General features: G+C 68.3%; 15 protein-coding genes and 4 pseudogenes. 9 read left to right on the plus strand and 10 right to left on the minus strand.

The window, feature by feature from the left end; all coding sequences use genetic code 11:
* Together ABZY13_RS25625 and ABZY13_RS25630 are read right to left on the minus strand one after the other, a co-directional pair.
* Positions 1 to 151 (minus strand): annotated as a pseudogene (locus ABZY13_RS25625) (transposase); the annotation flags it as partial.
* Positions 152 to 303: 152 nt separating this feature from the next.
* Complete coding sequence (locus tag ABZY13_RS25630; RefSeq protein WP_356634665.1) at positions 304 to 804, minus strand: DUF6193 family natural product biosynthesis protein; 501 nt, start codon at positions 802 to 804, stop codon at positions 304 to 306.
* Here ABZY13_RS25630 and ABZY13_RS25635 point away from each other — a divergent pair.
* The 3 genes and pseudogenes from ABZY13_RS25635 to ABZY13_RS25645 all read left to right on the plus strand — a co-directional run bounded on the left by ABZY13_RS25635 (position 793) and on the right by ABZY13_RS25645 (position 2,998).
* Positions 793 to 1,644: pseudogene (locus ABZY13_RS25635) on the plus strand (IS5 family transposase). The gene ABZY13_RS25630 and the pseudogene ABZY13_RS25635 overlap by 12 nt on opposite strands.
* A 275-nt stretch (positions 1,645 to 1,919) precedes the next feature.
* Positions 1,920 to 2,285, plus strand: coding sequence for an NUDIX domain-containing protein (locus tag ABZY13_RS25640; protein ID WP_356634667.1), 366 nt, complete (start codon positions 1,920 to 1,922; stop codon positions 2,283 to 2,285).
* Between the two features lie 221 nt (positions 2,286 to 2,506).
* Positions 2,507 to 2,998, plus strand: a complete 492-nt coding sequence (locus ABZY13_RS25645; RefSeq protein ID WP_356634669.1) for a GNAT family N-acetyltransferase — start codon at positions 2,507 to 2,509, stop codon at positions 2,996 to 2,998.
* Here the strand turns inward: ABZY13_RS25645 and ABZY13_RS25650 are convergent.
* Together ABZY13_RS25650 and ABZY13_RS25655 are read right to left on the minus strand one after the other, a co-directional pair.
* A pseudogene (locus ABZY13_RS25650) lies at positions 2,952 to 3,888 on the minus strand (IS5 family transposase). The gene ABZY13_RS25645 and the pseudogene ABZY13_RS25650 sit on opposite strands and share 47 nt — an antisense overlap.
* Before the next feature lie 115 nt (positions 3,889 to 4,003).
* A complete protein-coding gene (locus tag ABZY13_RS25655) occupies positions 4,004 to 4,438 on the minus strand; it encodes an Rrf2 family transcriptional regulator (RefSeq protein ID WP_356634671.1) in 435 nt (144 codons plus the stop codon).
* 124 nt (positions 4,439 to 4,562) lie between these two features.
* On the opposite strand from ABZY13_RS25655, the gene ABZY13_RS25660 reads away from it, so the two are divergent.
* Positions 4,563 to 5,312, plus strand: coding sequence for an SDR family oxidoreductase (locus tag ABZY13_RS25660; protein ID WP_356634673.1), 750 nt, complete (start codon positions 4,563 to 4,565; stop codon positions 5,310 to 5,312).
* Positions 5,313 to 5,597: 285 nt separating this feature from the next.
* Here ABZY13_RS25660 and ABZY13_RS25665 read toward each other — a convergent pair whose 3' ends face one another.
* A complete protein-coding gene (locus tag ABZY13_RS25665; RefSeq protein ID WP_356634675.1) occupies positions 5,598 to 5,969 on the minus strand; it encodes a hypothetical protein in 372 nt (123 codons plus the stop codon).
* 361 nt (positions 5,970 to 6,330) lie between these two features.
* Between ABZY13_RS25665 and ABZY13_RS25670 the strand changes: the two genes are divergently transcribed.
* Positions 6,331 to 8,109, plus strand: coding sequence for a radical SAM protein (locus ABZY13_RS25670; RefSeq protein WP_356634678.1), 1,779 nt, complete (start codon positions 6,331 to 6,333; stop codon positions 8,107 to 8,109).
* An 89-nt stretch (positions 8,110 to 8,198) separates the two neighbouring features.
* On the opposite strand, the gene ABZY13_RS25675 is transcribed toward ABZY13_RS25670, so the two are convergent.
* Positions 8,199 to 9,044, minus strand: a complete 846-nt coding sequence (locus ABZY13_RS25675) for an EamA family transporter (RefSeq protein WP_356634680.1) — start codon at positions 9,042 to 9,044, stop codon at positions 8,199 to 8,201.
* Positions 9,045 to 10,783: 1,739 nt separating this feature from the next.
* On the opposite strand from ABZY13_RS25675, the gene ABZY13_RS25680 reads away from it, so the two are divergent.
* Positions 10,784 to 11,365: a DUF488 domain-containing protein gene (locus tag ABZY13_RS25680; protein ID WP_356634682.1), complete on the plus strand. Its 582-nt coding sequence runs from the start codon at positions 10,784 to 10,786 to the stop codon at positions 11,363 to 11,365.
* A 174-nt stretch (positions 11,366 to 11,539) separates the two neighbouring features.
* On the opposite strand, the pseudogene ABZY13_RS25685 reads toward ABZY13_RS25680, so the two are convergent.
* Positions 11,540 to 11,869 (minus strand): annotated as a pseudogene (locus tag ABZY13_RS25685) (SNF2-related protein); the annotation flags it as partial.
* Between the two features lie 333 nt (positions 11,870 to 12,202).
* On the opposite strand from ABZY13_RS25685, the gene ABZY13_RS25690 reads away from it, so the two are divergent.
* The 3 genes from ABZY13_RS25690 to ABZY13_RS25700 all read left to right on the plus strand — a co-directional run bounded on the left by ABZY13_RS25690 (position 12,203) and on the right by ABZY13_RS25700 (position 14,423).
* Positions 12,203 to 12,703, plus strand: a complete 501-nt coding sequence (locus tag ABZY13_RS25690) for a transposase (RefSeq protein ID WP_356634684.1) — start codon at positions 12,203 to 12,205, stop codon at positions 12,701 to 12,703.
* Positions 12,704 to 12,949: 246 nt separating this feature from the next.
* Positions 12,950 to 13,381 carry an NfeD family protein gene (locus tag ABZY13_RS25695; protein WP_356634686.1) on the plus strand — a complete coding sequence of 144 codons (432 nt, stop codon included), beginning with the start codon at positions 12,950 to 12,952 and terminating at the stop codon, positions 13,379 to 13,381.
* A gap of 4 nt (positions 13,382 to 13,385) precedes the next feature.
* A complete protein-coding gene (locus ABZY13_RS25700; protein ID WP_356634688.1) occupies positions 13,386 to 14,423 on the plus strand; it encodes an SPFH domain-containing protein in 1,038 nt (345 codons plus the stop codon).
* Between the two features lie 2,148 nt (positions 14,424 to 16,571).
* Here the strand turns inward: ABZY13_RS25700 and ABZY13_RS25705 are convergent.
* The 3 genes from ABZY13_RS25705 to ABZY13_RS25715 all read right to left on the minus strand — a co-directional run bounded on the left by ABZY13_RS25705 (position 16,572) and on the right by ABZY13_RS25715 (position 20,210).
* A complete protein-coding gene (locus ABZY13_RS25705) occupies positions 16,572 to 18,329 on the minus strand; it encodes a trehalase family glycosidase (RefSeq protein ID WP_356634690.1) in 1,758 nt (585 codons plus the stop codon).
* Between the two features lie 61 nt (positions 18,330 to 18,390).
* A complete protein-coding gene (locus tag ABZY13_RS25710) occupies positions 18,391 to 19,230 on the minus strand; it encodes a carbohydrate ABC transporter permease (protein ID WP_356634692.1) in 840 nt (279 codons plus the stop codon).
* Positions 19,227 to 20,210: a sugar ABC transporter permease gene (locus ABZY13_RS25715; RefSeq protein WP_356634694.1), complete on the minus strand. Its 984-nt coding sequence runs from the start codon at positions 20,208 to 20,210 to the stop codon at positions 19,227 to 19,229. Before ABZY13_RS25715 ends, ABZY13_RS25710 begins: the two co-directional genes overlap by 4 nt.
* Between the last annotated feature and the right edge of the window lie 6 nt (positions 20,211 to 20,216).

A 20,216-nucleotide genomic window follows, 5' to 3' on the forward strand; every position in this document is an offset into this window, starting at 1 on the left:
GCGACCTGACCGGCCCGTCGCCGCACAGAACAGCGTCGGCCAGCTCGAACAACGCATCCGAACGAGCGGTGAGACAGGAGTAGAACTCGCCCCGGAAGCGTGACAGCTGCGTCAAAGCCTCTTGCCCGACGTCGCGTTGCAGCAGACTCATCCTCACGGCCTTCGTGCTGGACGTGTGTGTTCCTTGGTCGGAGCACATGTTCAGACGAAGGCCGCTTCTGCGTCCGCCGGATACCGAACCGAGTGATCAAGTTCGAGGCGCCATTCGACGCTAGACGTTAAAGGCCAAGCTGGGGCCCGTCTTCAGACGTTGTACCTGCTGTCCCGCGCCCTCTCGTCGGCGGCCAGTTCCTCTGCATTGCCGATGAAGGCCGGGCCGCAGTGCGGTGGCAGGCGATCAATGACCATCGCTACTGCAGCTTGCGCACTGTCCGTCTCGGCGATCCGCGGGCTGGTCCGGCTCGGCCCTTCGACGTAGTACCGGCCGTCTCCCAGTGTGCCGATGTAGGGGATGTCCCAGGTGTGGCGGTTCTCCGTGCACCTGCTGAAGTGCAGCTCCCACATACCGGTCCAGGGGTAGAGCTGACGAAGCAGCGGCTCGGCATGCGCCACCAGCACCAGCTCGGCAAACGGAGCGGCAAGCGGGAAATCTTCCTGTCGGCGAGGCTCGCCCGCAGTGGTCAGGATCTTGTGCCAGGCTGCTTCGGCGGTATTGGTCATGCCGTAATTGTGCAGGTCCTGTGCAGGTCCTGCCACGTCATCAAAGATCACCTCCTGGCAGATCATGGTCGGATGCACCGACATGAACTCAGCGATCAGGAGTGGGATTTACTCGCTCCGCTCATACCGCGGGCCGTGACTGGCCGACCGAGGGCGGATGACCGGCGGGTCGTCAACGGGATGATCTACAAGATCCGCACCGGCATGCCGTGGCGTGACCTGCCCGACCGCTACGGGCCATGGCAAACGGTCTACACCCGCTGCCGTCGCTACGCGTTGAGCGGTGTCCTCACCCAGGACCTCCAGCAGAATCAGGCCCAGACTGATGCGGCCGGCGACATCGACTGGGTCGTCCAGATCGACTCCACCATCGTGCGAGCTCACCAGCACGCCGCCGGCCGAAAAGGGGGCGGCACCGGCCGGACGAACCGGTCGATCACGCCCTCGGCCGATCCCGGGGCGGACTGACCACCAAAATCCACCTCCCCTGTGACGGCAAGGGCCGCCCGCTCGCAATCCTGGTGACGCCCGGCCAGCGCCACGACAGTGTCTGCGCACGGCCTCTTCTGAAACGGATCCGTTTCCCGCACCGGCCCGGGCCGGCCGCGCTGCAGGCCCGACCAGGTCATCGCGGACAAGGCTCACAGCTCCCGCGGCTTCCGTGCCTACCTGCGAAAACGCGGCATTGCGCACACCATCCCCGAGAAGACCGACCAGCGACGGCACCGGCTGAGGCGCGGGAGCCACGGCGGCCGACCGCCAGGGTTCGACCGGGAGACCTACCGACGACGCAACACAATCGAGCGCTGTTTCAACCGGCTCAAAGGCTTCCGCGGGGTCGCCGCGAGATACGAAAAGACCGCCACTTCCTACGAAGCGGCGGTCACCCTCGCATCGATCCTGCTCTGGGCAAGATCCGTTTGAAGACGGACCCTAGCCCGGTGCCGCCGTGCACTCGCCGCGGCCCGGGTAGCCGGGGCGGGTCGGCGGGCGGCCGTTCGCGTGCCAGGGCGAGGAGAGCCTGCTTGTGGTTCCAACGCGAGGCACTGGCGGGCTGCTGGCCGCCCTCGACGGTGCCGGCAAGCCGTTCAGCCGCGACATGCTGCCCGCGCACGTCACCTGCAGTGCGGTAATCATCGACCGCGATCGTCGCGTGCCGCCACCGGGCGACCGGGCTGCACCTCACCCCCAGCGGTCATGTGGAGGCGGGCGACCGTACGCTCCTCGCCGCGGCCGTGCGAGAAGTGTGCGAAGAGGCCGGGATCCGCCCCGGCGACCTCTGCCTGATCCCGCAGTTCCTCGACGCGCCGATCGACGTGGACCTCCACGACATCAACGCCAACCCGGCCAATGGCGAGCCCGCCACCAGCAGTTCGATTTCCGCTTCGTCTTCTACCTCAAGGCCGCACAGCCGCCGACGCCGGCACTGCAGGATGAAGACGTCGCCGACGCGCAGTGGCTCCCGTTCGCCGATGTGCGCCCCCCTACGCTGCGGGCCAAACTCCTGGACGTCGAGGCGGAGGGCCTCGACGGACAGCCTGAGCCCATCAACGCCAGCGCCCTGATCCACGACAAGGCCCGTCCTTGGGCTCGAAGCGGTCAGCCTGACGCCGTACGTCGTGGAGAAGGCCACCAGCGTCGACGGCCTGGGCGGTGTCCATCGTGGTCTACTCGGGCTGCTGGAACGGTGATGCAGACGCGGTGGACCTCCGCCCGTCCCGCTCCCGCCACGGTGGCGGCATAAACGCGTTGCACCGGCTGTGGGTGGACCGTGAGAATTGCGCGCATGCCGCCCGTGAAGATTGACATTCGGCCATATACCGACGATGACTGGGACGCGATCGCGCGAATTCACGATACCGCGCGCCTTGACGAGTTGCGCAACTCCGTCGGCGTCCAAGCATTCCTGACGCTCGCGCAGACTGCTGAGCAGGAAGGGCTGTTCGACGGCCAGTTGTGGGTGGCGGAGACCGAGGGGAGAGTAGCCGGTTTCGTCGCGCTCGACGACGACGAGGTCACCTGGCTGTACGTCGACCCGCAGTGTTACCGGCAGGGGATCGGTAGGGCACTGCTGCGCCACGCCGTTGCCGCTGCCGGACCGAGGGTTGAAGTCACCGTGCTCGACGGCAACCCAGCCGCCGAGGCGCTCTACGCTGGCGAGGGATTCACCGTCACGGAGACCCGGACGGGCCCGCTGGTCGGCAATGAGGCGTTCACCGCCACCGGCCACATCATGCACCGCGACAACGCGACGGCACGCACCAGCATCGCTGGCTGATTGAAGTCCTCGCACGGTCCGACCCTGCCGCCGGGACAAGGGCCGTACTCCTGAGCTTGGCGTTCACGGTAACGAAGGCATCGTGGAGTTCGGTTCGGTGTTCCCAACGCCGGCAAGGCGTTTGAACTGGTGGAGCAGGGCGAAAGTGTGCTCGACGACGTAGCGGAGCTCGCCCAAACCCTTGATGTTCAGGGCGCCCTCGCGGGAGATGACCGGCAAGATCCGCCGCATGCGCAGCTCTCGGCGGTTGGGGTCGGAGTCGTAGCCCTTGTCACCGGGGAGCGAGTCAGGGCGGCGGCGCGGGCGTCCGCGTCGTCCGGCCACGGGCGGGAAGCCGTCGACCAGGGCGAGGGTCTGGGTGACGTCGTTGACGTTGGCCGCGGTGGGATGACCTTGAGCGGGGTGCCGCGTCCGTCGCAGATCAGGTGGTGCTTGCTACCCGTCTTCCGTCGGTCGACCGGCGACGGACCAGTGTCGGCGCCGTCTCATTTCGCGCGGAAGTGGGAGCTGTCCACGCACGCGCGGGACCAGTCGAGTTCGCCGGCCGCGTTCAGTTCGGCGAGCAGGATGCGGTGCAGTTGGTCGAAGACCTCGGCCTGCTGCCACCGCTCCAGGCGCCGCCAACAGGTCTGCCCGGAACCGAATCCCAGTTCCAGCGGCAGGTGTTGCCTGGCTATGTCGTTGTGCAGAACGTACAGGATGCCCTGCAGGCACAGCCGGTCCGCCACCGGCCGTGGGCCCGGCGACTTCTCCCAGGGCGGCAGCAGCGGCTCGATCAGCGCCCACAAGTAGTCGTCCACGATCCATGGCCGGGTCCTCACATCCTCCCGAACGGCGACATCGTCACATCGGTCACGCCGGACCAGAGCACTGCGACGAGACCAAGTCATGAGCTCGCAGGACACAGTCTGATACTGCAACGGTCTTCGGCGTGACGGTTGCCAGGCTGTTCGCTGGAAAGGGCTTAGATGGGGATCTTGGTGATGTCAGGGCGTAACGGAGAGGCTAGCGAGGTGCCGCGAGTACGTCCCGGAGTACGTCCGCGAGCGTGACGCGGGCCAGCTCGTGTCTCACGGTCTCCTCGATACCCTCGTAGATGCTCTGCATGGCCGGCTGGATGCCATGACCCACCACGCATCCCTGGTCCGGGGTGGTGCGGTGCATTGCGAACAGCGGGCCGTATTCCACTGCCTCGTACACGTCGAGCAGGGTCATCGACTCCAGTTCGCGTGCCAGCGACCAGCCCGCGCCCACGCCCCGCCGGGACTCCACTAGCCCGGCCCTGCGCAGCTCGCCGAGCAGCCGTCTGATCACCACGGGATTGGTGTTCGCGCTGGTCGCGATCTGCTCGGAGGTGGCGACCTCATGGCCTTGGCGCTGGTAGAGGCCGATCCAGGCCAGCGCGTGGGCGGCGATGGTCAGCCTGCTGTTGGCGCTCATGGGGCTCCTCCTCTCAGCCACAGCGCTTCATGTTACGGCAGTCGTAACGATAAATGTTGCGACAGCCTGTCGTAACAATTAATGTTGCGACTGCCGGAAGAGATCAATCAACGAGGTGAGAAGAATGAGCAAGCCACTCACGGGCAAAGTCGCCCTGGTCACAGGGGGATCGCGCGGACTGGGAGCCGCGACCGTACGGCTGCTGGCCGAGCAAGGCGCCGACGTCGCCTTCACCTACGTCAGCTCCCAAGAGCAGGCGCAGGCCGTCGTCGACGAGGTGCACGGCAAGGGAGCCAAGGCCGTCGCCTTCAAGTCCGACCAGGCGGACACGAGCCGGGCGCCGGCGCTGATCGACGACGTGGTCGCTCACTTCGGCGGCCTGGACATCCTCGTGAACAACGCGGCGATCTCCGTCGCCGGCACAGTGGACGACCCGGACGCCGACACCGCCGCACTGGACCGGATGCACGCCACCAACTACCTCGGCGTGATCGCCGTCATCCGGGCCGCCTCCCGAGTGCTGCGCACGGGCGGCCGCATCATCACGGTGAGTTCCGGACTGGGCTCCCGGGTCGGCGTCCCGGGCGTCGCCGACTACGCGGCGACCAAGTCAGGCATCGAGAGGTACACCATGGGGGTCGCACGGGACCTCGGGCCTCGCGACATCACGGCCAACGTCGTGGAAGCCGGGCTGATGGACAGCCGCATGCAACCGCCGGACCCCGACACCCTCAAGGCCCTGCTCAGCTCGCTGTCCTTGCAACGCATGGGGCACCCCGACGAAATTGCCGCGGCGATCGCCTTCCTGGCGAGCCCCGCCGCATCGTACGTCACGGGCGCGGTGCTGGATGCCCACGGCGGCTACAACGCCTGAACCCGAACCCCTCCCGCGCGCCCCGAAGGACATCGCGTCTACGGGGCGCGCACTGCCAACGGCCCGTGTGCGCGTGGACACGCCTCAAGAAGCCCGGATCGTGATCGTGTTACGAGCTCTAAGGGGTTCTCCGCCGACCACTCGACGGCGAAGAACCCCGAGGGCTGTTTCCCAACCCTCCCCCGCCAAGTCGCCCGCACAGGCCCGCCCACACCCGCAGCAACCGACCCGGTAATCTCAGCAGGCGAGTCTCCACCACGGCTTCACCGACGGCTCACGAGGCACTCAAAAGCCATTTTCACCACCGGCACAAAGCCCTCTCCAGCAGCCGCCGTGACCAGGCCGGCACCGCGCACTCGGACGACTCCGCGCAAGCTGGTGCCCCACGGAGAGGGCAAGCGCGCCGCGCGGGTGGATGAGGGTGAGCTCCTCCAGAAGTGCGCTCGCTTCCCGAAGGTCGCCCGCGAGGAGGGCCCCGGCGGCGGCCGTCTGCAGGCGCTCGCGGGGCGGCAGGGGCGTGCGGTCCAGGCTGGCGGCGAAGGCGGTGAAGCGGCGCCGGGCCGCGGCGGCGCCGGCCGGTTCGGTGCCCAGTGTCCCCAGGTAGGCGGCGAGGGCCTGTGCGACGGGCGCGACGAGGTCAGCGACGGCCGGGTTCACCTCGGTCTGAAGAAGAGCAGGGCCTCGACGGCCCGGTCCGGATGTGCCGCTCCCTCCGGCGTGCCCTCGCACCGGACGTGGCCGTACCGGTGGGTCGTCGTCGCCATCTCTGGCCCCCACATACGTCGTCTTCTGAACGAATACGGGCACCGCCGTCCGGCGGCCAGCCCCTGACCATCACGGCACAGGCTCCCAACAGGTGACGTGCGGACGTCCTGTGGGCGAGCCGGAGCATACGCATTCCCGCCATTTCCGCCGAAGCAGCGGCCGTCGAGAGGTGCAGAGGCCACGATCTGAGTGAACTCTCCCTGCAGTCCCGGCATTTGGAGTGCTCATGACGCGTACCGGGTCCCATGCGCCCATGCTCATCGAGAATCCCACCATCACCTTCTCCAGTGCCCCGCAGCGAGCCCCGCTGCGCCACCTCGACCGGCCCTCCTTGCGCACCTCACCGTCGGGCGCGCGGCGCCGGGCGCGCGGGGAGGCCCCCCGGGTGCTGCTCCTCGTGCCCTCGTACACCCGGGTCGTGGAGCCCTCTCCGGAGGGCAGCAGCTTCCAGGCGCTCGGTCTCGACACCTTCGAGGTCATGAAGCGGGCCGGCACGCCGATCGGGCTGCTGCGCATCGCGACCAACGCCCGCCTCGCCGGATTCGACGTGCACATCGTGGACTCGCCGTTCGCCGGCTGGGAGCAGGAGCGCCGGCTCATCGATCTCGGGCAGGGCAGCGCCCTGGTCCGCTACGGCCTCGACGACGCCCAGCTCCGGGCGGTCATCGAGGAGTTCGAGCCGGACGTCGTCGGCGTGCAGTGCATCTACACCGTCCAGTGGGGCAACGCCCGCGCCCTCGCCGACCTGGTCAAGGAGATCGACCCCTCGATCGTGACCGTCACCGGCGGCTCCCACCCCAGCGGCGACTGGCGCAACGCCGTGCCGGACTCCCCCTTCGACCACGTGGTCATCAACGAGGCCGACCAGACCTTCACTGCGCTCCTGCGGGCGCTGACCGAAGAGGGCGGCGACATCGACGCCGTGCCCGGCATCGCCTACCGGCGCCCGGACGGGGCCGTGGTCCGCACGACCGCCGGGTCCCCGTACATGCGGATCCTGCCCAAGCGGCAGGGGCTCGACCAACGGCTCGGCATGATGCCCCTGCCGGACTTCGGGCTCCTGGACATGAGCCAGTACGAGCAGCCGTACCACTCCTCGGGCAAGCGGGTACGCGCACACGGCTCCTGGGCGCAGATCTTCTCGACGATCGGCTGCAACGTCGGCTGCGACTTCTGCTACATACCGATGGTGAACGGGCCGTGGCGGGCGCTCGGGACCGACTGGTTCGACCTCCACCTCGCCGAGATCACCAAGCAGGGCGTGACCGAGGTCCTCATCGAGGACGACCACCTGCTGCACGATCCTTTGTACGCGATGCGGGTCTTCAAGCTGCTGCGCAAGCACGACCTGCCGTGGGTGGAGGAGGGCGGCCTGAGCCTGTTCAACCTCGTGCTGCTGCACCTGGGGGCCGCGTTCGCGGACACGATGGACGAGAGCGAGCGGCGCGACCCCAACTTCCGCAACGTCCTCGCGGCGATGCGGTCCGGGCTGACCTGCCGCGACCTGATCAAGGCGATGGCGGACGGCGGCTGCTACAGCGTCTACCTTGCCGTGGAGAGCGCCAACGAGGACAGCCTGAAACAGTCCGGCAAGTCCCGCCTCAACGCGATCCAGCAGGCCACGGGCGAGATCGTGGAGATGTTCACCGAGTACGGGATCCAGGTGACCGGGGGTTTCATGCTCGGCTTCGTCAACCCGCCGGAGGCGCCCGGCCGGGCCCCATACATCGAGTCCCTGGAGCAGATTGAGAAGACCATCGACTACGCGGTCACGCTCATGGGCCACGGCATGGCGTACGCCAACCCGTTCATCGTGACCCCGCTGCCGGGCACCAAGATGTGGGACTTCCAGAAGGACTACGTCGTGCGCCACTACGACAACGGCTGGTCGCACGAGAAGGCGACCATGGCCACGGACGAGTGGACGGCCGAGGACATCGAGCGGATGCGGCTCGAACTGCTGGTGCGGGCCAACGGTGCCGAGCGGGTCACCGAGATGGTCCGCCGGGGCACCTGGCCGGTGGACGCCTGACGCCGGGTCCCGGCCTTCGCCCCGCGTGGCCGGGTGCGCGGCTCGCGCGCCGATAGGGCTCGTACGGTGGCACGGGCCGGGCGTACGGCTCAGCTTCCGCGGCGCGCCGAGCGGCGCAGCGCGTCCGAGGAGGCCAGCATCGCTCCGCCGGTGATGAGGACGCAGGCGGCGCCGACGGCCCAGGTGGCGGCGGCGCGTCCGGTCGCGACCAGCAGGGCGGTGGAGAGCAGGGGGGCGAAGTAGGAAAGGGTGCCCAGGAGGCGGATGTCACCGCGCTTGGTGCCGTGGTCCCAGACGTAGAAGGCGCCGCCGACCGGGCCGAGGCCCAGGACGAGCACGGCGGCCCACTGCCAGCCGTCGGGGCGGACCGTGGTCTCGAACAGCAGGTGGCACATGGCCGCGAGCAAGGCCGTGGCCAGGCAGAAGAACGCGACGACGTCCGTGGGGACCTGCGGGTAGCGGCGGTTGGCCACCGAGTACGCGGACCACACCAGGGCGCAGACCCCGGCCGCCGCGTACCCCAGCGCGTACTCGCCCCGGAAGTGCACGCCCTGCCCGCCGGTGACCAAGAGGAAGGTGCCGCCGAGCCCGAGGACCGCGCCGGCCGTGTGCCACCAGCGCAGCCGCTCGCCGGGGAGGAGCGCGGAGAACACGACGATCAGCAGCGGCCACAGGTAGGCGATGAGCCCGGCGTCGACGGGAGGCGCATTGCGCAGGGCCAGGAAGTAGAAGAAGTGGTAGCCGAAGAGGCCACCGACGCCGAGGGCCCAGGCGCCCGCCGGAAGTCCGCGCGCGAGCGCCGCGCCGCCCCGGAGGGCGCGGGGCAGTCCGATGACGCCGCCGACCGCGAAAGCCATCGCGGTGAGCTGGAAGGGCGGGATCCGTCCGGTGAGGGTCGTGAAGAGCGCGAGCGACGCCCACAGCGCGATCGCCACCGCCCCGATGCCCGTCGCGCGGAGGCTCCGGTCCGGGAGGGGGCCGCCGGGACGGGCGCCATCCGGTGCGTGTGTTCCCGGCGCGTGCCCATCCTGTGCGTCCATGTGTCCCCCAGTCGGCCCCGTTCGGTGATGGCTCGGTCAGTCGCGACGACTACCGGGGCATCGTAGGGGAAGGCCCGCCCGCCCCCGCGTTTTCCGGACACGGGGTGGGCACGCCGCCGCCTCATCCCTCCTGGCGCAGGCCGATGAGCAGGTGTCCGGATCGGCTTCCGCTTCGGCTGGAGCGCCGTCGCGCGTGCCCTGGGCCGCGGCGACAGTGCTGAGCTGTGGGCCCGCAGCCGAGTGCGGGCCCACAGCGAGATCAGCGGCGGGTCTCCCACCACAGGCTGGGCAGCGTCACGGCGCCGCTGCCCAGCCTGTACGCGACACCCTGCACGACGAACATCGAGGTGACCAGGTCGAACCCTCTCCGCTCGGGGCGGGGCCAGCCGAGGTCGTCGTGTGGTCGAAGCCCTCGGCCTCCAGGCCTGCCGAGCGGTAGTGGGCGACGTCGGCGCCGCGGCCGCAGGCGGACGCCGCGAACGGTGGCCGGTTGCGGGGTAAGGCCGCAAGGCCGGGCATGGCGCAGCGCCCCGACACGGAGTGCGGTCCGTGTCGAGACACTGGTGATGGTCTGGTCAGAGGATTCGGTGGGTCACACGACGCCCCACGAAGGCGGTGTCCTTGCCGAGCGTGAGCGAGAGGCTGCGGCATGAGTGAGTGCAAGGAACGCCCGCTGCTGACCTGCGTCGCCGCCCATCGCGACTGCCTGCGCAAGCCGATGCCCAGCGGCACGCTGCCGCAGGACACCCGGCCGACTTCCGATCGGCCGCAGAACGGCGCGCAGCCGCGGTGCCGGCCGCGGCGCGGTACAGCCGTTCAGCTTCCTGCGTCGGTATTCGCCTCCGCCTCCTACAGAGAGGGTCAACGGCCGAGCACACCAGCCAGGCAGCCCACCGCACTCGTACCGGCGAGGACGACACATGCGCAGGCGACATGGCGTTTGAAAACTCACGGCGCAGGGCGGCATAACGGGCCTCGTACTCGCCGCGCAGGTCAATGACCCTGTCAGCCGTCGTCTGCAGCATGCGACGGGTGACGACCAGCCGCAAGGACACGCCACCTGGCCCCGGACGCCGGACAGCCCGGACAGCCCGGACAGACGGAGCACGGGCAGGTGCCCGGCGATCACCGGCAGCGACGACCGGCCTTCCACGACCAGGATCCCGCCGTCACAGCAGAAGACAAGGGGGATGCGTATTTGTCGTGCCGGGAGAGGCGGACGACTGGGCTACAGCCGATCATGACCACGTACGGCCTCGGCCCCACCCAGTTCTCCGCCCGATTCGGCTGCCGGCTGCACGGTTCCTCCCGCTATCCCGACGCCCGATGGCTGTGCGGGGAGACGGCCCCTGTCACCGCGATGCCGGACACGCGACGGGATGCCCATACCGCGCAGGGCTGTGGAACTTCGCCTGGCTTCCGGCCGGCACTCTCGCGCTGGCGTGTACCTGCCGACATCGCCGGTCGCCGCCTTCGCTGGAGGAGTCGCTGAGCATTCAGCACGCTGCAGCACCTGTCTAGCAGGCGCACCAACGTGATGAGCAGGCCGGCGGAACCCGTCCCTCCATCACGGACCGGCGGCGATGGCTGGATCGGACAGTGCGACGCTGGCCGGGAGCTGCTGCACTCAATGCATGACCGACGATCGCACCGTTGACGGGGGGTTCCCGTCGCCCCCGCTCGAACTGATCACTTTCGGCCACAGCACGGCGGACCGGGGAACGCTGGCAGGACTCCTCAGGGAAGCCGGCGTTGCCGCCGTCGTGGATGTCAGGACCGCGCCCGGCAGCCGACGTGACCCGGACCTGTCACGGCAGCGGCTCGCCCAGTGGATGCCCGAAGAGGGCATCGCCTACCGGTGGGAACCGCGACTGGGCGGCTTTCGCAAACCGGTGCCGGGCTCGCCCGACACGGTATGGCGCAACGCGTCCTTCCGCGGCTACGCCGCTCATACCCGCAGCCCGGAGTTCGTCGCCGCCATGGACGCCCTCATGCACCAAGCGGGTCGGGAGCGCACCGCGGTGATGTGTAGCGAAGCGGTGTGGTGGCGATGCCACCGGCGCCTGATCGCCGACTTCGCCGTCCTGGCCCGCGGAATCCCCGTCCACCACCTGATGCACGACGGACGCCTCACAGCGCACCATCCGACACCAGGGGTGCGCCTTCGCGACGACCACCTCCTTGTGTACGACGACGCGGACCAGGCGCTCTCATGACGGCTCGCCTCGGTCAGCCCGATGCCCGGACGGCTCCAACTGGTGGGTCGGGACGTCGAATGCGGTACGGGCCGGACGGTGGCGGCCGCCGGTGCGGCGCAGCAGGGGTGAGCCGGACAGGCCAGGAAGCGGCCGGGTCAGGAGTCGTTCGCGGGCCATGCAAAGGTCGGACAGGTCACGGCGGAGTGTGCCGTAGGTGGTGAGGACGATCTCCCCGGGCCGGAGGTCACCGAGGTCGCGTGCGGGTCCGTGATGGCGGCGCCAGGGCGTACCGGGTGCGAACCTGTCGATCTCCCGCCCCCAATTGCCCAGCAGCGCGGCGGGACATACCACCAGGGTGGGGCCGCAGGCCGTTCTCGGATCCTCCTGTCGGCGCAGGTGGAGGGCGATGGCGGTGATGGTCTTGCCGAGCCCTGTGTCGTCCGCGAGACAAGCACCCAGGCCGAGACGGGTGAGCCGGTCCAGCCAGGCCAGGCCACGCGGCTGGTACCCGCGCAAGATGGCCACCTCGAACCACCCCCTCCCACCGGGCCGCGGACAACCTGCCGGCTTTCCGACCGCGTCCGTGAACAGCACACGGCCGTCCATGCTCCCCTCGACCAAGGCGTCGGACTGCGTGCGATTGCCCGCCGGCTCGGGCTGGCCCGCAACACGGTCCGCCGCTTCGCAGGCGCCGCGGACGCGGACGAGCTCCTGGTCGGCCGGTGGGCCGACCGCACGAGCATCCTCGACCCCTACAAGCCTCACCTGCACCAGCGGTGAGCACAGGGCTGCACCGTTGCCCGCCACCTGTTCAAGGAAGTCCGCGAGCGCGGCTACACCGGCGGCGAGAGCGTCGTGAAGAAGTACGTGGCCAAGCTCCGCGAAAGCTTCCCGCATGACCCGCCTCGCAGAGCACCGTCGGTGCGGGAAGTGACCAGCTGGCTCACCCGCAACCCCGACCGCCTCACCGACGATCAGGCCCAGCAGCTCGAAACGATCCCGACCCGCTGCCCCGCGCTCGACCGAACCTCCCACCACGTCCGCGCATTCGCCGAGTTCACGAACAACCGCCAGGGCAAACACCTTGGCCGGTGGATCGCCAGCGTCCAGGTCGATGACCTGCCCTCCCTGCAGGCCTTCGTCACCGGCCTCGGCCAGGACATCGACGCCGTCGTCGCCGACCTCAGCCTCCGCTACAGCTCCGGCGCCGTTGACGGCCACAACAACAAGATCGAGATGCTGAAGAGGCAGATGTTCGGCCGCGCCGACTTCGACCTGGTCCGCGAACGCGTCCCCTCGCCGCGCGAGACCGTTCACGATCGCGGTTTCGGTGACCCTCCATGGCCCTGGCACTGAAATTGATCCAGAACCACGATACAAGCGCCGTCGACATATCCGCACCACACGCTCACGCAACCCCAGCGGGTATTTCCCTCGGGGCAGGCATCGGCCGGGCTCCTCTCTGCGAGTGATGTGCGACTGTCTGTCACCACCTTCCGCATCTCGGGGAACCTCAGGTGAAGTGCCGCGACTGTCCCCCAGCAATGTGCAATGGTTACAGAGGGGCTCTTTCACACCCGCACTGGTGAGAGCAGGCATGCAATGGATCCATGGCTGATTTGGTTGATCGTCGCAGCCATGCTGGCGCTGGCGGAAGTGTTCGCTCTTACCGCTTTCCTGGGAATGCTGAGCGCGGCGGCGCTGGTCACGGCGGGAGCCGCCGCGATCGGCCTGCCGCCGTCTTTCCAGTTCCTGGTGTTCGCTCTTGTCGCCACGGTCACCGTGCTTTTCGTGCGCCCCATTGCGCTGCGCCACGTGCTCCAGCCGCAAGTGGAGCGATTCGGTGTGGATGCGCTGGTCGGCAGGGCTGCCTACGTGGTCTCCGACGTGACGGGCCTGGACGGCAGGGTCCGCATAGACGGCGAGGAGTGGACGGCACGCGCCTACGACGAGACGCTGGTGATTCCTTCCGGAAAGACCGTCGATGTCATAGAGATCAAGGGCGCCACCGCGATCGTCTACCCCAGGGACTGAGATCATGGAAACTTCGGCTCTCCTCATCGCCGGCGTGATCGTCGCACTGATCGCCGTTTTCACCGTGGTGCGGGCGGTCCGTATCGTGCCCCAGGCGCGCGCCCGTAATGTCGAGCGTTTGGGCCGGTATCACCGGACCTTGAATCCAGGCCTCAATCTCGTCATTCCTTACATCGATCGCGTGCACCCGCTGATCGACCTGCGGGAACAAGTCGTCTCCTTCAAACCGCAGCCGGTCATCACCGAGGACAACCTGGTCGTCGAGATCGACACCGTCCTGTACTTTCAGGTCACCGATCCGCGAGCGGCGTTCTACGAGATCGCGAATTTCCTCCAGGCGGTCGAGCAGCTCACCGTCACTACCCTTCGCAACGTCGTGGGATCCATGGACCTGGAAAAGACCCTCACCTCCCGGGACACCATCAACAGCCAGCTCCGCGGCGTGCTGGACGAAGCGACCGGCAAATGGGGGCTGAGGGTCAACCGGGTGGAGATCAAGGCCATCGACCCTCCGCAGTCCATCAAGGACGCGATGCAGAAGCAGATGCGGGCCGAGCGGGACAAACGAGCCGCGATCCTCAACGCCGAGGGGCAGCGCCAGTCGCAGATCCTCACCGCCGAGGGCGACAAGCAGGCCGCCGTCCTGCGAGCGGAGGGCAACCGCACCGCTGCGATCCTCCAGGCCGAGGGCCAGTCCCGGGCCATCGACGACGTCTTCCAGGCCGTGCACCGCAACGACCCCGATCCCAAACTGCTCGCCTACCAGTACCTCCAGATGCTGCCCCAGCTCGCGCAGGGCCCGGGCAGCACGTTCTGGGTGATCCCGAGCGAGATGACCTCTGCGCTCCAGGGTGTGTCGCGTGCCTTCAGTGAGGTGCTGCCGCAGTCGCCGGCCACCCGCGAAAAACCCTCGGACGACATGGCTGCGCAGGCCGCCAGCGACACGGCTCAGGCCGCGGAAGCCGCTGCCGCCGCCCTCGCCGACGCAGCCAAGGCCGACCGCGCCGTTCCCGACGCCGTCCCGCCCACTCCCCCACGCTGACTCCGGCGACAATCGCCCGGCATCCGACTTCGGCGTGGTCGGGCGCCGGCCTTCCTGTGAGAGCCGCTATCGCCCATCTCGTTGCGCACCGGCCGGGACCGCCGCGCCCGTGCCTCGGACCGCGGTGACATTCTTCCTGGTACGGGAGATCGCCCAGCACGCGCCGATGTGTCCGCCACTCAGCCAGGACAGCACAAGGCCGCCTGCGGCCCGGCCGAGGGCACACCGTGACGGACGTTTTGATCACGGCAATCGGCATCCTCAGCGGTCTCGCGGCCTGTGTGATGTCCACCGGCCTCGCCCTGCCCGTCCTGCTCGACCTCCTCACCGCAGCAGGACTTCCCCGACCTGTCCAAGGTCACCGAACCACCGCTGTCCCGTGACACGGTCGGCGCCTGGCTACAGGGGCGCCGCCGACCAGGAGGGCCGCCGCAGGGTGCGTGCCGGCGCGCCATGCGGTACTCAGGCCCTACCCAAGACCCACCCCGAGAAGTGGCCGCGCCGGGAGCACCGGCTTTGCCGGCACGGTTGCCACCATCGGGGACCGGCGCCGCACGGGCGCAGAGCAGGGAGACCGCACCGTGTCGGCCTCCGCATCCGTCGGGAGATGCCCAGCGCCCCGTCCACCTGTGCGGGCGTCCTTCGGCAGGTACAGAGCACCGTCGGGCCGGGCGGCGACCGGTATGACGGTGGCGTCAAGACGGGGAGACTGCGGGTGCGGGCGGGCGGTGGCGGTTTTCCGAGGCCGCCGGCGAGGGCACTTTGCTGCGGCAGGATAGCCGACGTCACCGAGGTGGCTGCGGCAAAGAGAGCAGCCATCCGGCGGCCGCCGCGCTCAGCCTGCCTTCATGCCCAATCGGCCGGCGGCGCGCCCGAAGTGCAGTTCCTCCGCGACCGCGACGAAGATCGAAGCTGCCGCACCTCGAGATAACCCATACATCGAAGGTACCAGCGCAGACAGAATGCGTCTCTCACGCACCACCAGGGCACTGTATGCCCAGGACAATTGCTGCCAACGCGGGCCGGACGCAGGAATGCCGGTAAGGGTGGTTTGGCGACTGCACGCACGGGGGTGGGGCACCTGATGACGCAGACCGGCTGTGGCGGCGATCCCGTTCCCGCCCTAACGCCGTCGCTGCAGCCGGTCCCGTATCCTGCGGTGCGCTGTCACTGCGGAGTCACGGACTGGAGCGGCCAACCTCACGTTGTTGCTCGGACACTGTCCGACTCCCGAAGAAGGGGACCGCTACCTTCTGAGTCTACTCCCCGGCCGATCGCGAAGCCACTCTCAAGATCGGCACCCTCGGCGGCACGGGAGCCCTCGTCTCCGTCAACGACCAGAGCGTCCTGCGCCTGCACAGGGGCGGGAACAGCGTCGCGCATCCCTGTCCGGCGGCGTCAACAAGGTGACGGTGACGGGGGGTTGCTCGACCACCCTCGTTGACCGCCTGACGGTTGCCCCGACCGAGGGAACCCTCACGACGAGTACGTACGAGGCGCAGGACTCCATCCTCGCCGGTTCGGCCAAGCTCAGCCCGTTGTCGCTGGCCACGGACGGCAACGCGATCACCGGCATCGGCGGTGACCCGGCAACGGCAACACGGCCACGTTCACCGTCGCCGCGGGCAAGGCAGGCCTGTACGCGCTGCGTTTTCGCTACTCCAACCCCGAACAGTCCCCGGCCACCCACTACAACCCGGACCCGCTGGCCCGCCATGCCGACCTCACCGTCAACGGCGGCGAGCCGCGGCACGTCGGCTTCCCGCACACCTTCCACCACAACGACTTCTGGGGGCTGACCGTCCCGGTGCAGCTCAAGAAGGGAGAGAACAAGCTCACCCTCCGCTCAGAGGAACTGCCGAACTTCGACGGCACCACCTACGCCTCAAAAACCTTTCCATCGCCGCCGACCGCCCCGTCTGACGAGTTCGTCCCGGTGAGCGATGAGACCTCGCAGACTGCAGCGTGCTTGAGTTCACAGTGGTGCGCGTGGGCGTGCACGATGCCCATTTTCACGGCCGGCACCCGCCACGACGCATCATTACCCCAAGACGGCCGCCCACACGAGACATGGAGTAGGACAGCCGCGCCGTCCGACCCGGAGCGCACAACCGCTACAGCCTGAACACGTTCAGCCATGATGGCTGGTCACACCCCCGCCCTCCGTGCCGACTCGGCGCGGCGCCGTTCGTGTGCTTCGGCCAGCAGGAGGTAGCTGCTCGCGGTCCAAGTGTACGCGCGGTCACGCAGGCCCGTGCCCGTGAGGGCGTCGAAGTTCTCCGCGAAACCGGACACCTCGCACAGAGCACGGAACCGGGCGCTGATGTCGTCCGCGAGGCGGTGATGCCCGGCACGGCGCAAGCCGTCCTCGATCAGCACGGTGGACGGGGCCCATACGGGACCACGCCAGTAGCCGTCCGAGAGGTAGTGCGGTGAAGCGGGCTGTTCGGTGGCCAGACCGTGGGGGGTCAGATGGGACTGAATCCTTCCGGCCAGTAGGGCACTGATGTCGTCGGGCAGGTACTCGCCCAGCACGATCGGCATCAGGTCGAGAAGGCTGGCACTGGTCCAGGTGTCGGTGCCGTCGGCGGCACGGGTGGCGAACCTCTCCCCCGTCCACAGCTCTGCGAAGGTGGCCGCTTGGATGGTACCGGCCGTCCGTGCCCATCGGTGCGCGTCGGCTTCAAGCCCCAGTTCGGCGGCGAGTTCTGCCAGTTCGCGCAGCTGCAGGATGAGGAAGGCCGCCAGGTCGGCGGTGACGACGACACGTTCGGGGTCGAATGTGGTGGCGTTGTCCCAGCCGCTGTCATTGCCGTGCTGATAGTGGGGCAGGACAGCACCGGGTGCACGGCGTGCCGTGAGCCAGAAGTCGGTCCAGTGTGAGAGCCGGGCGTAGGCGTCGGTCAGTTGCGACCGGGTGAGCGGGGTGGGGAGCCGTCGGCGCAGGTGTCCGAAGGCCCAGCCGTGGATGGGGGGCTTCACGAAGTTGTGCAGGATCTCGGAGTGGGTGATCGAGTCCGGCAGGGCCCCGCTTTCGTCCTGGTGGTCGAAGGGCAGGAAGAATTGGTCCCAGGCCAGTCCGGGGTGTCCTGGGGCCAGGGCAAGGGCATTGAAGCAGTGGTCCCAGCTCCACACCTTGTCCATCCAGTGCTTCGACATCAGCACCGCCGGTCGGGTCAGGAAGCCCGCCGGGCGCACGGTCGCAGACCACACCACGTAGGCGGCGAGTTCCGCGGCGGAAGTCCCGGTGGAGCGCCACGGCGCTACGTCGTCGGTGAAGGCGGTGAAGGCGGTCTGTGCCGCTTCGACGATCCCGTCGAATGACGTGGAGGGCGCGTAAGGGCGGCGAGCGGTCTCGTACTCCTCGACCGCGATCTCCCAGTGTCCGTCGCCGTCGGTGCCGATGGCCACACCGCGATCAGCGGCCCCCAGAGCCTGGGCGCCAGTTGCTTCTGCCAGGACCCCGGAAAGGAGCGTGATCCGGTAGCGCCGCCCGGTCTCGTAGGAGGTGAAAACATGTGCTTCGGTTTGCGGCTCCCGGTAGAAGTAGGTGCCGCTGAACGGGGTCAGGGCCTGCTCGGCTGCGGCAATGCCGAGGCCCAGGCCGTGTCCCCGCAGTCGTACGGTGTCCGGCGTCTCGTAAGCGAGGTCGATCCGTCCGGCCGTGCTGATCCAGCTGAGCAGGTCCGGTTTCGCCTCGATTCGCGTGTCGACGCGCTCGCCGGTCGCCGGGTTCAGCGGAATCAGGCGCAGGACCGCGTGCATGCCGGTCTGGTGCGAAACGAGGTGAAGGTCCTCGGCATAGGTGTTCTCCGCCACCACGGGTGAGATGTCGAACCAGGATCCGTAGGTGCTGAACGGAATGTCGTGGACGGAGAAGGACGTGCCGGAACGGGGGGCGGTCATGGGGTGGGAACTCGTTTCCTCGATGTCGTCATGTGGCGAAGGGAGAGTTGTGCCGGGGAGGTCAGTCCTTGACGGCGCCGGCGGTGACGCCCGCGGCGACGTAGCGCTGGGCGAGCACGAGGATGACGGCGGCCGGCAGGGAGGCCACGACGGCGGTGGCCATGATGGCGTTCCATTCCTGGTTGTTGTTGCCGATGTAGTGATAGATGCCGAGGGTGATCGGTTCGTGAGTGCCGCCGTTGACGAGGGTGCTGGCGAAGATGAAGTCCGACCAGGACCACAGGAACGCGAACAGGGACACCGTGACGACGGAGTTGCGGCTGATCGGCAGGATGACGGACCAGAAGGTGCGCAGGGTTCCGGCTCCGTCCATGGTGGCGGCCTGGATCAGTTCCTTCGGTATGCCGGACATGAAGGCCGTGAAGATGAGTACCGCGAAGGGCACGGCCAGGGTGGAGTCGGCAACGATCAGGCCGGGCACGGACTGGAGCAGGCCGAGTTGGAGATAGATGGCGTAGAAACCCATCGCCATGATGATGCCGGGGATCATCTGCGCGGCCAGCAGTGCGAAGCTGAGGACGCCGCCGCCTCGGGGGTGGAGTTTGGCCAGGGCGTATCCGGCGGGTGCGGCGAGGGTTATCGTCAGGGCGACGGTACTCAGGCCGACGAGGAGGCTGGTGCCGAGGTAGGGCAACTGCTCGTCGAGGACCATGCGGTAGCCGCTCAGCGTGCCCCGCGTGGGGAAGAGGTCCGGCGGGTTCTTGCGCATGTCCTGGTCGCGGGTGAAGGACACGTTGAGCATCCAGTAGACCGGGAAGAGCATCACCGCCGTGAGCGCGGTGCCTGTGGCCGTCTTCCACCAGCGGCTCGGGCGCGGTCGGGACGTGGACACGACGGTCATGAGGCGTTCTGCTTTCGCTGGACCTTCAGGTAGATCAGACCGAAGACCAGGGCGGCGACGACGAGGAGGTTTCCGACGGCCGCCCCCGGTCCGAAGGCGGGCAGGGCGTTGCCGAAGCCAAGCTGGTAGGACCATGTGGCGAAGGTGGTGGACGAATCGGCCGGCCCGCCCTTGGTCATGATCCAGATGATGTCGAAGACCTTGAGCGTGTAGACCAGGCCCAGAAGCAGCGTGATCGCGGACACCGGACGCAGCAGGGGGAAGGTGATGCGCCAGAACCGCTGCCAGGCGTTCGCTCCGTCCAGGGCCGCTGCCTCGTACAGGGCGGTCGGGATGGACTGCAGGCCGCTGTAGAGGACGACCAGGTTGAACGGCACGCCGATCCAGATGTTGGCGATGATCACCGAGATGAGCGACCACGACGGAGAGGTCAGCCAGTTCACCGGATCGATGCCGACCGCGTGCAGGGCCGCGTTGACGATGCCGGAGTCGCTGTTGAGCATCCACGACCAGGTGGAGGCCGACACGATGAGCGGCAGCAGCCATGGCACGAGGAACAGGGCGCGCAGGGTCGCCGACAGAGGGAAGTGCTGCTTGAAGAAGACCGCCAGAACCAGGCCGAAGGCGTACTGGAAGACGAGGCACGCGACGGTGAACACCGCGGTGTGCAGCAGAGCTTGGGCGAAGACCGGATCGTCGAGGACGGTGAGGTAGTTCTCCAGGCCGGTGAACGGCGCATCGCCATGGACAAAGGAACGGACGGTGTAGTTCCGCAGGCTCAGGTCGATGTTGCGCCACAGCGGGTAGGCGTAGAAGAGGACGAGATAGAGCGTCACCGGGGTGAGAAAGCCCCAGGCGGCCCATTGCTGAGAGGACGGGCCACGCCGTGCTCGCGTGCGCACGGGGGGCGGGGTGATCACGGTCGCCCCGCTCCCGGCACGCGCAGGCCGGCGGTCCGGCAGCTGCGTCGTTTGATTCATCTTACG

This window comes from Streptomyces sp. NPDC006610, assembly GCF_040611575.1.
GTDB lineage: Bacteria > Actinomycetota > Actinomycetes > Streptomycetales > Streptomycetaceae > Streptomyces.

Coding starts and splice junctions, on each gene's coding strand:
- ABZY13_RS25695 (WP_356634686.1), top strand. CDS start 12,950: ATGGATCCATGGCTGATTTGGTTGATCGTCGCAGCCATGCTGGCGCTG.
- ABZY13_RS25670 (WP_356634678.1), top strand. CDS start 6,331: ATGCTCATCGAGAATCCCACCATCACCTTCTCCAGTGCCCCGCAGCGA.
- ABZY13_RS25710 (WP_356634692.1), bottom strand. CDS start 19,230: ATGACCGTCGTGTCCACGTCCCGACCGCGCCCGAGCCGCTGGTGGAAG.
- ABZY13_RS25655 (WP_356634671.1), bottom strand. CDS start 4,438: ATGAGCGCCAACAGCAGGCTGACCATCGCCGCCCACGCGCTGGCCTGG.
- ABZY13_RS25680 (WP_356634682.1), top strand. CDS start 10,784: ATGACCGACGATCGCACCGTTGACGGGGGGTTCCCGTCGCCCCCGCTC.
- ABZY13_RS25630 (WP_356634665.1), bottom strand. CDS start 804: ATGTCGGTGCATCCGACCATGATCTGCCAGGAGGTGATCTTTGATGAC.
- ABZY13_RS25660 (WP_356634673.1), top strand. CDS start 4,563: ATGAGCAAGCCACTCACGGGCAAAGTCGCCCTGGTCACAGGGGGATCG.
- ABZY13_RS25705 (WP_356634690.1), bottom strand. CDS start 18,329: ATGACCGCCCCCCGTTCCGGCACGTCCTTCTCCGTCCACGACATTCCG.
- ABZY13_RS25645 (WP_356634669.1), top strand. CDS start 2,507: ATGCCGCCCGTGAAGATTGACATTCGGCCATATACCGACGATGACTGG.
- ABZY13_RS25715 (WP_356634694.1), bottom strand. CDS start 20,210: ATGAATCAAACGACGCAGCTGCCGGACCGCCGGCCTGCGCGTGCCGGG.
- ABZY13_RS25700 (WP_356634688.1), top strand. CDS start 13,386: ATGGAAACTTCGGCTCTCCTCATCGCCGGCGTGATCGTCGCACTGATC.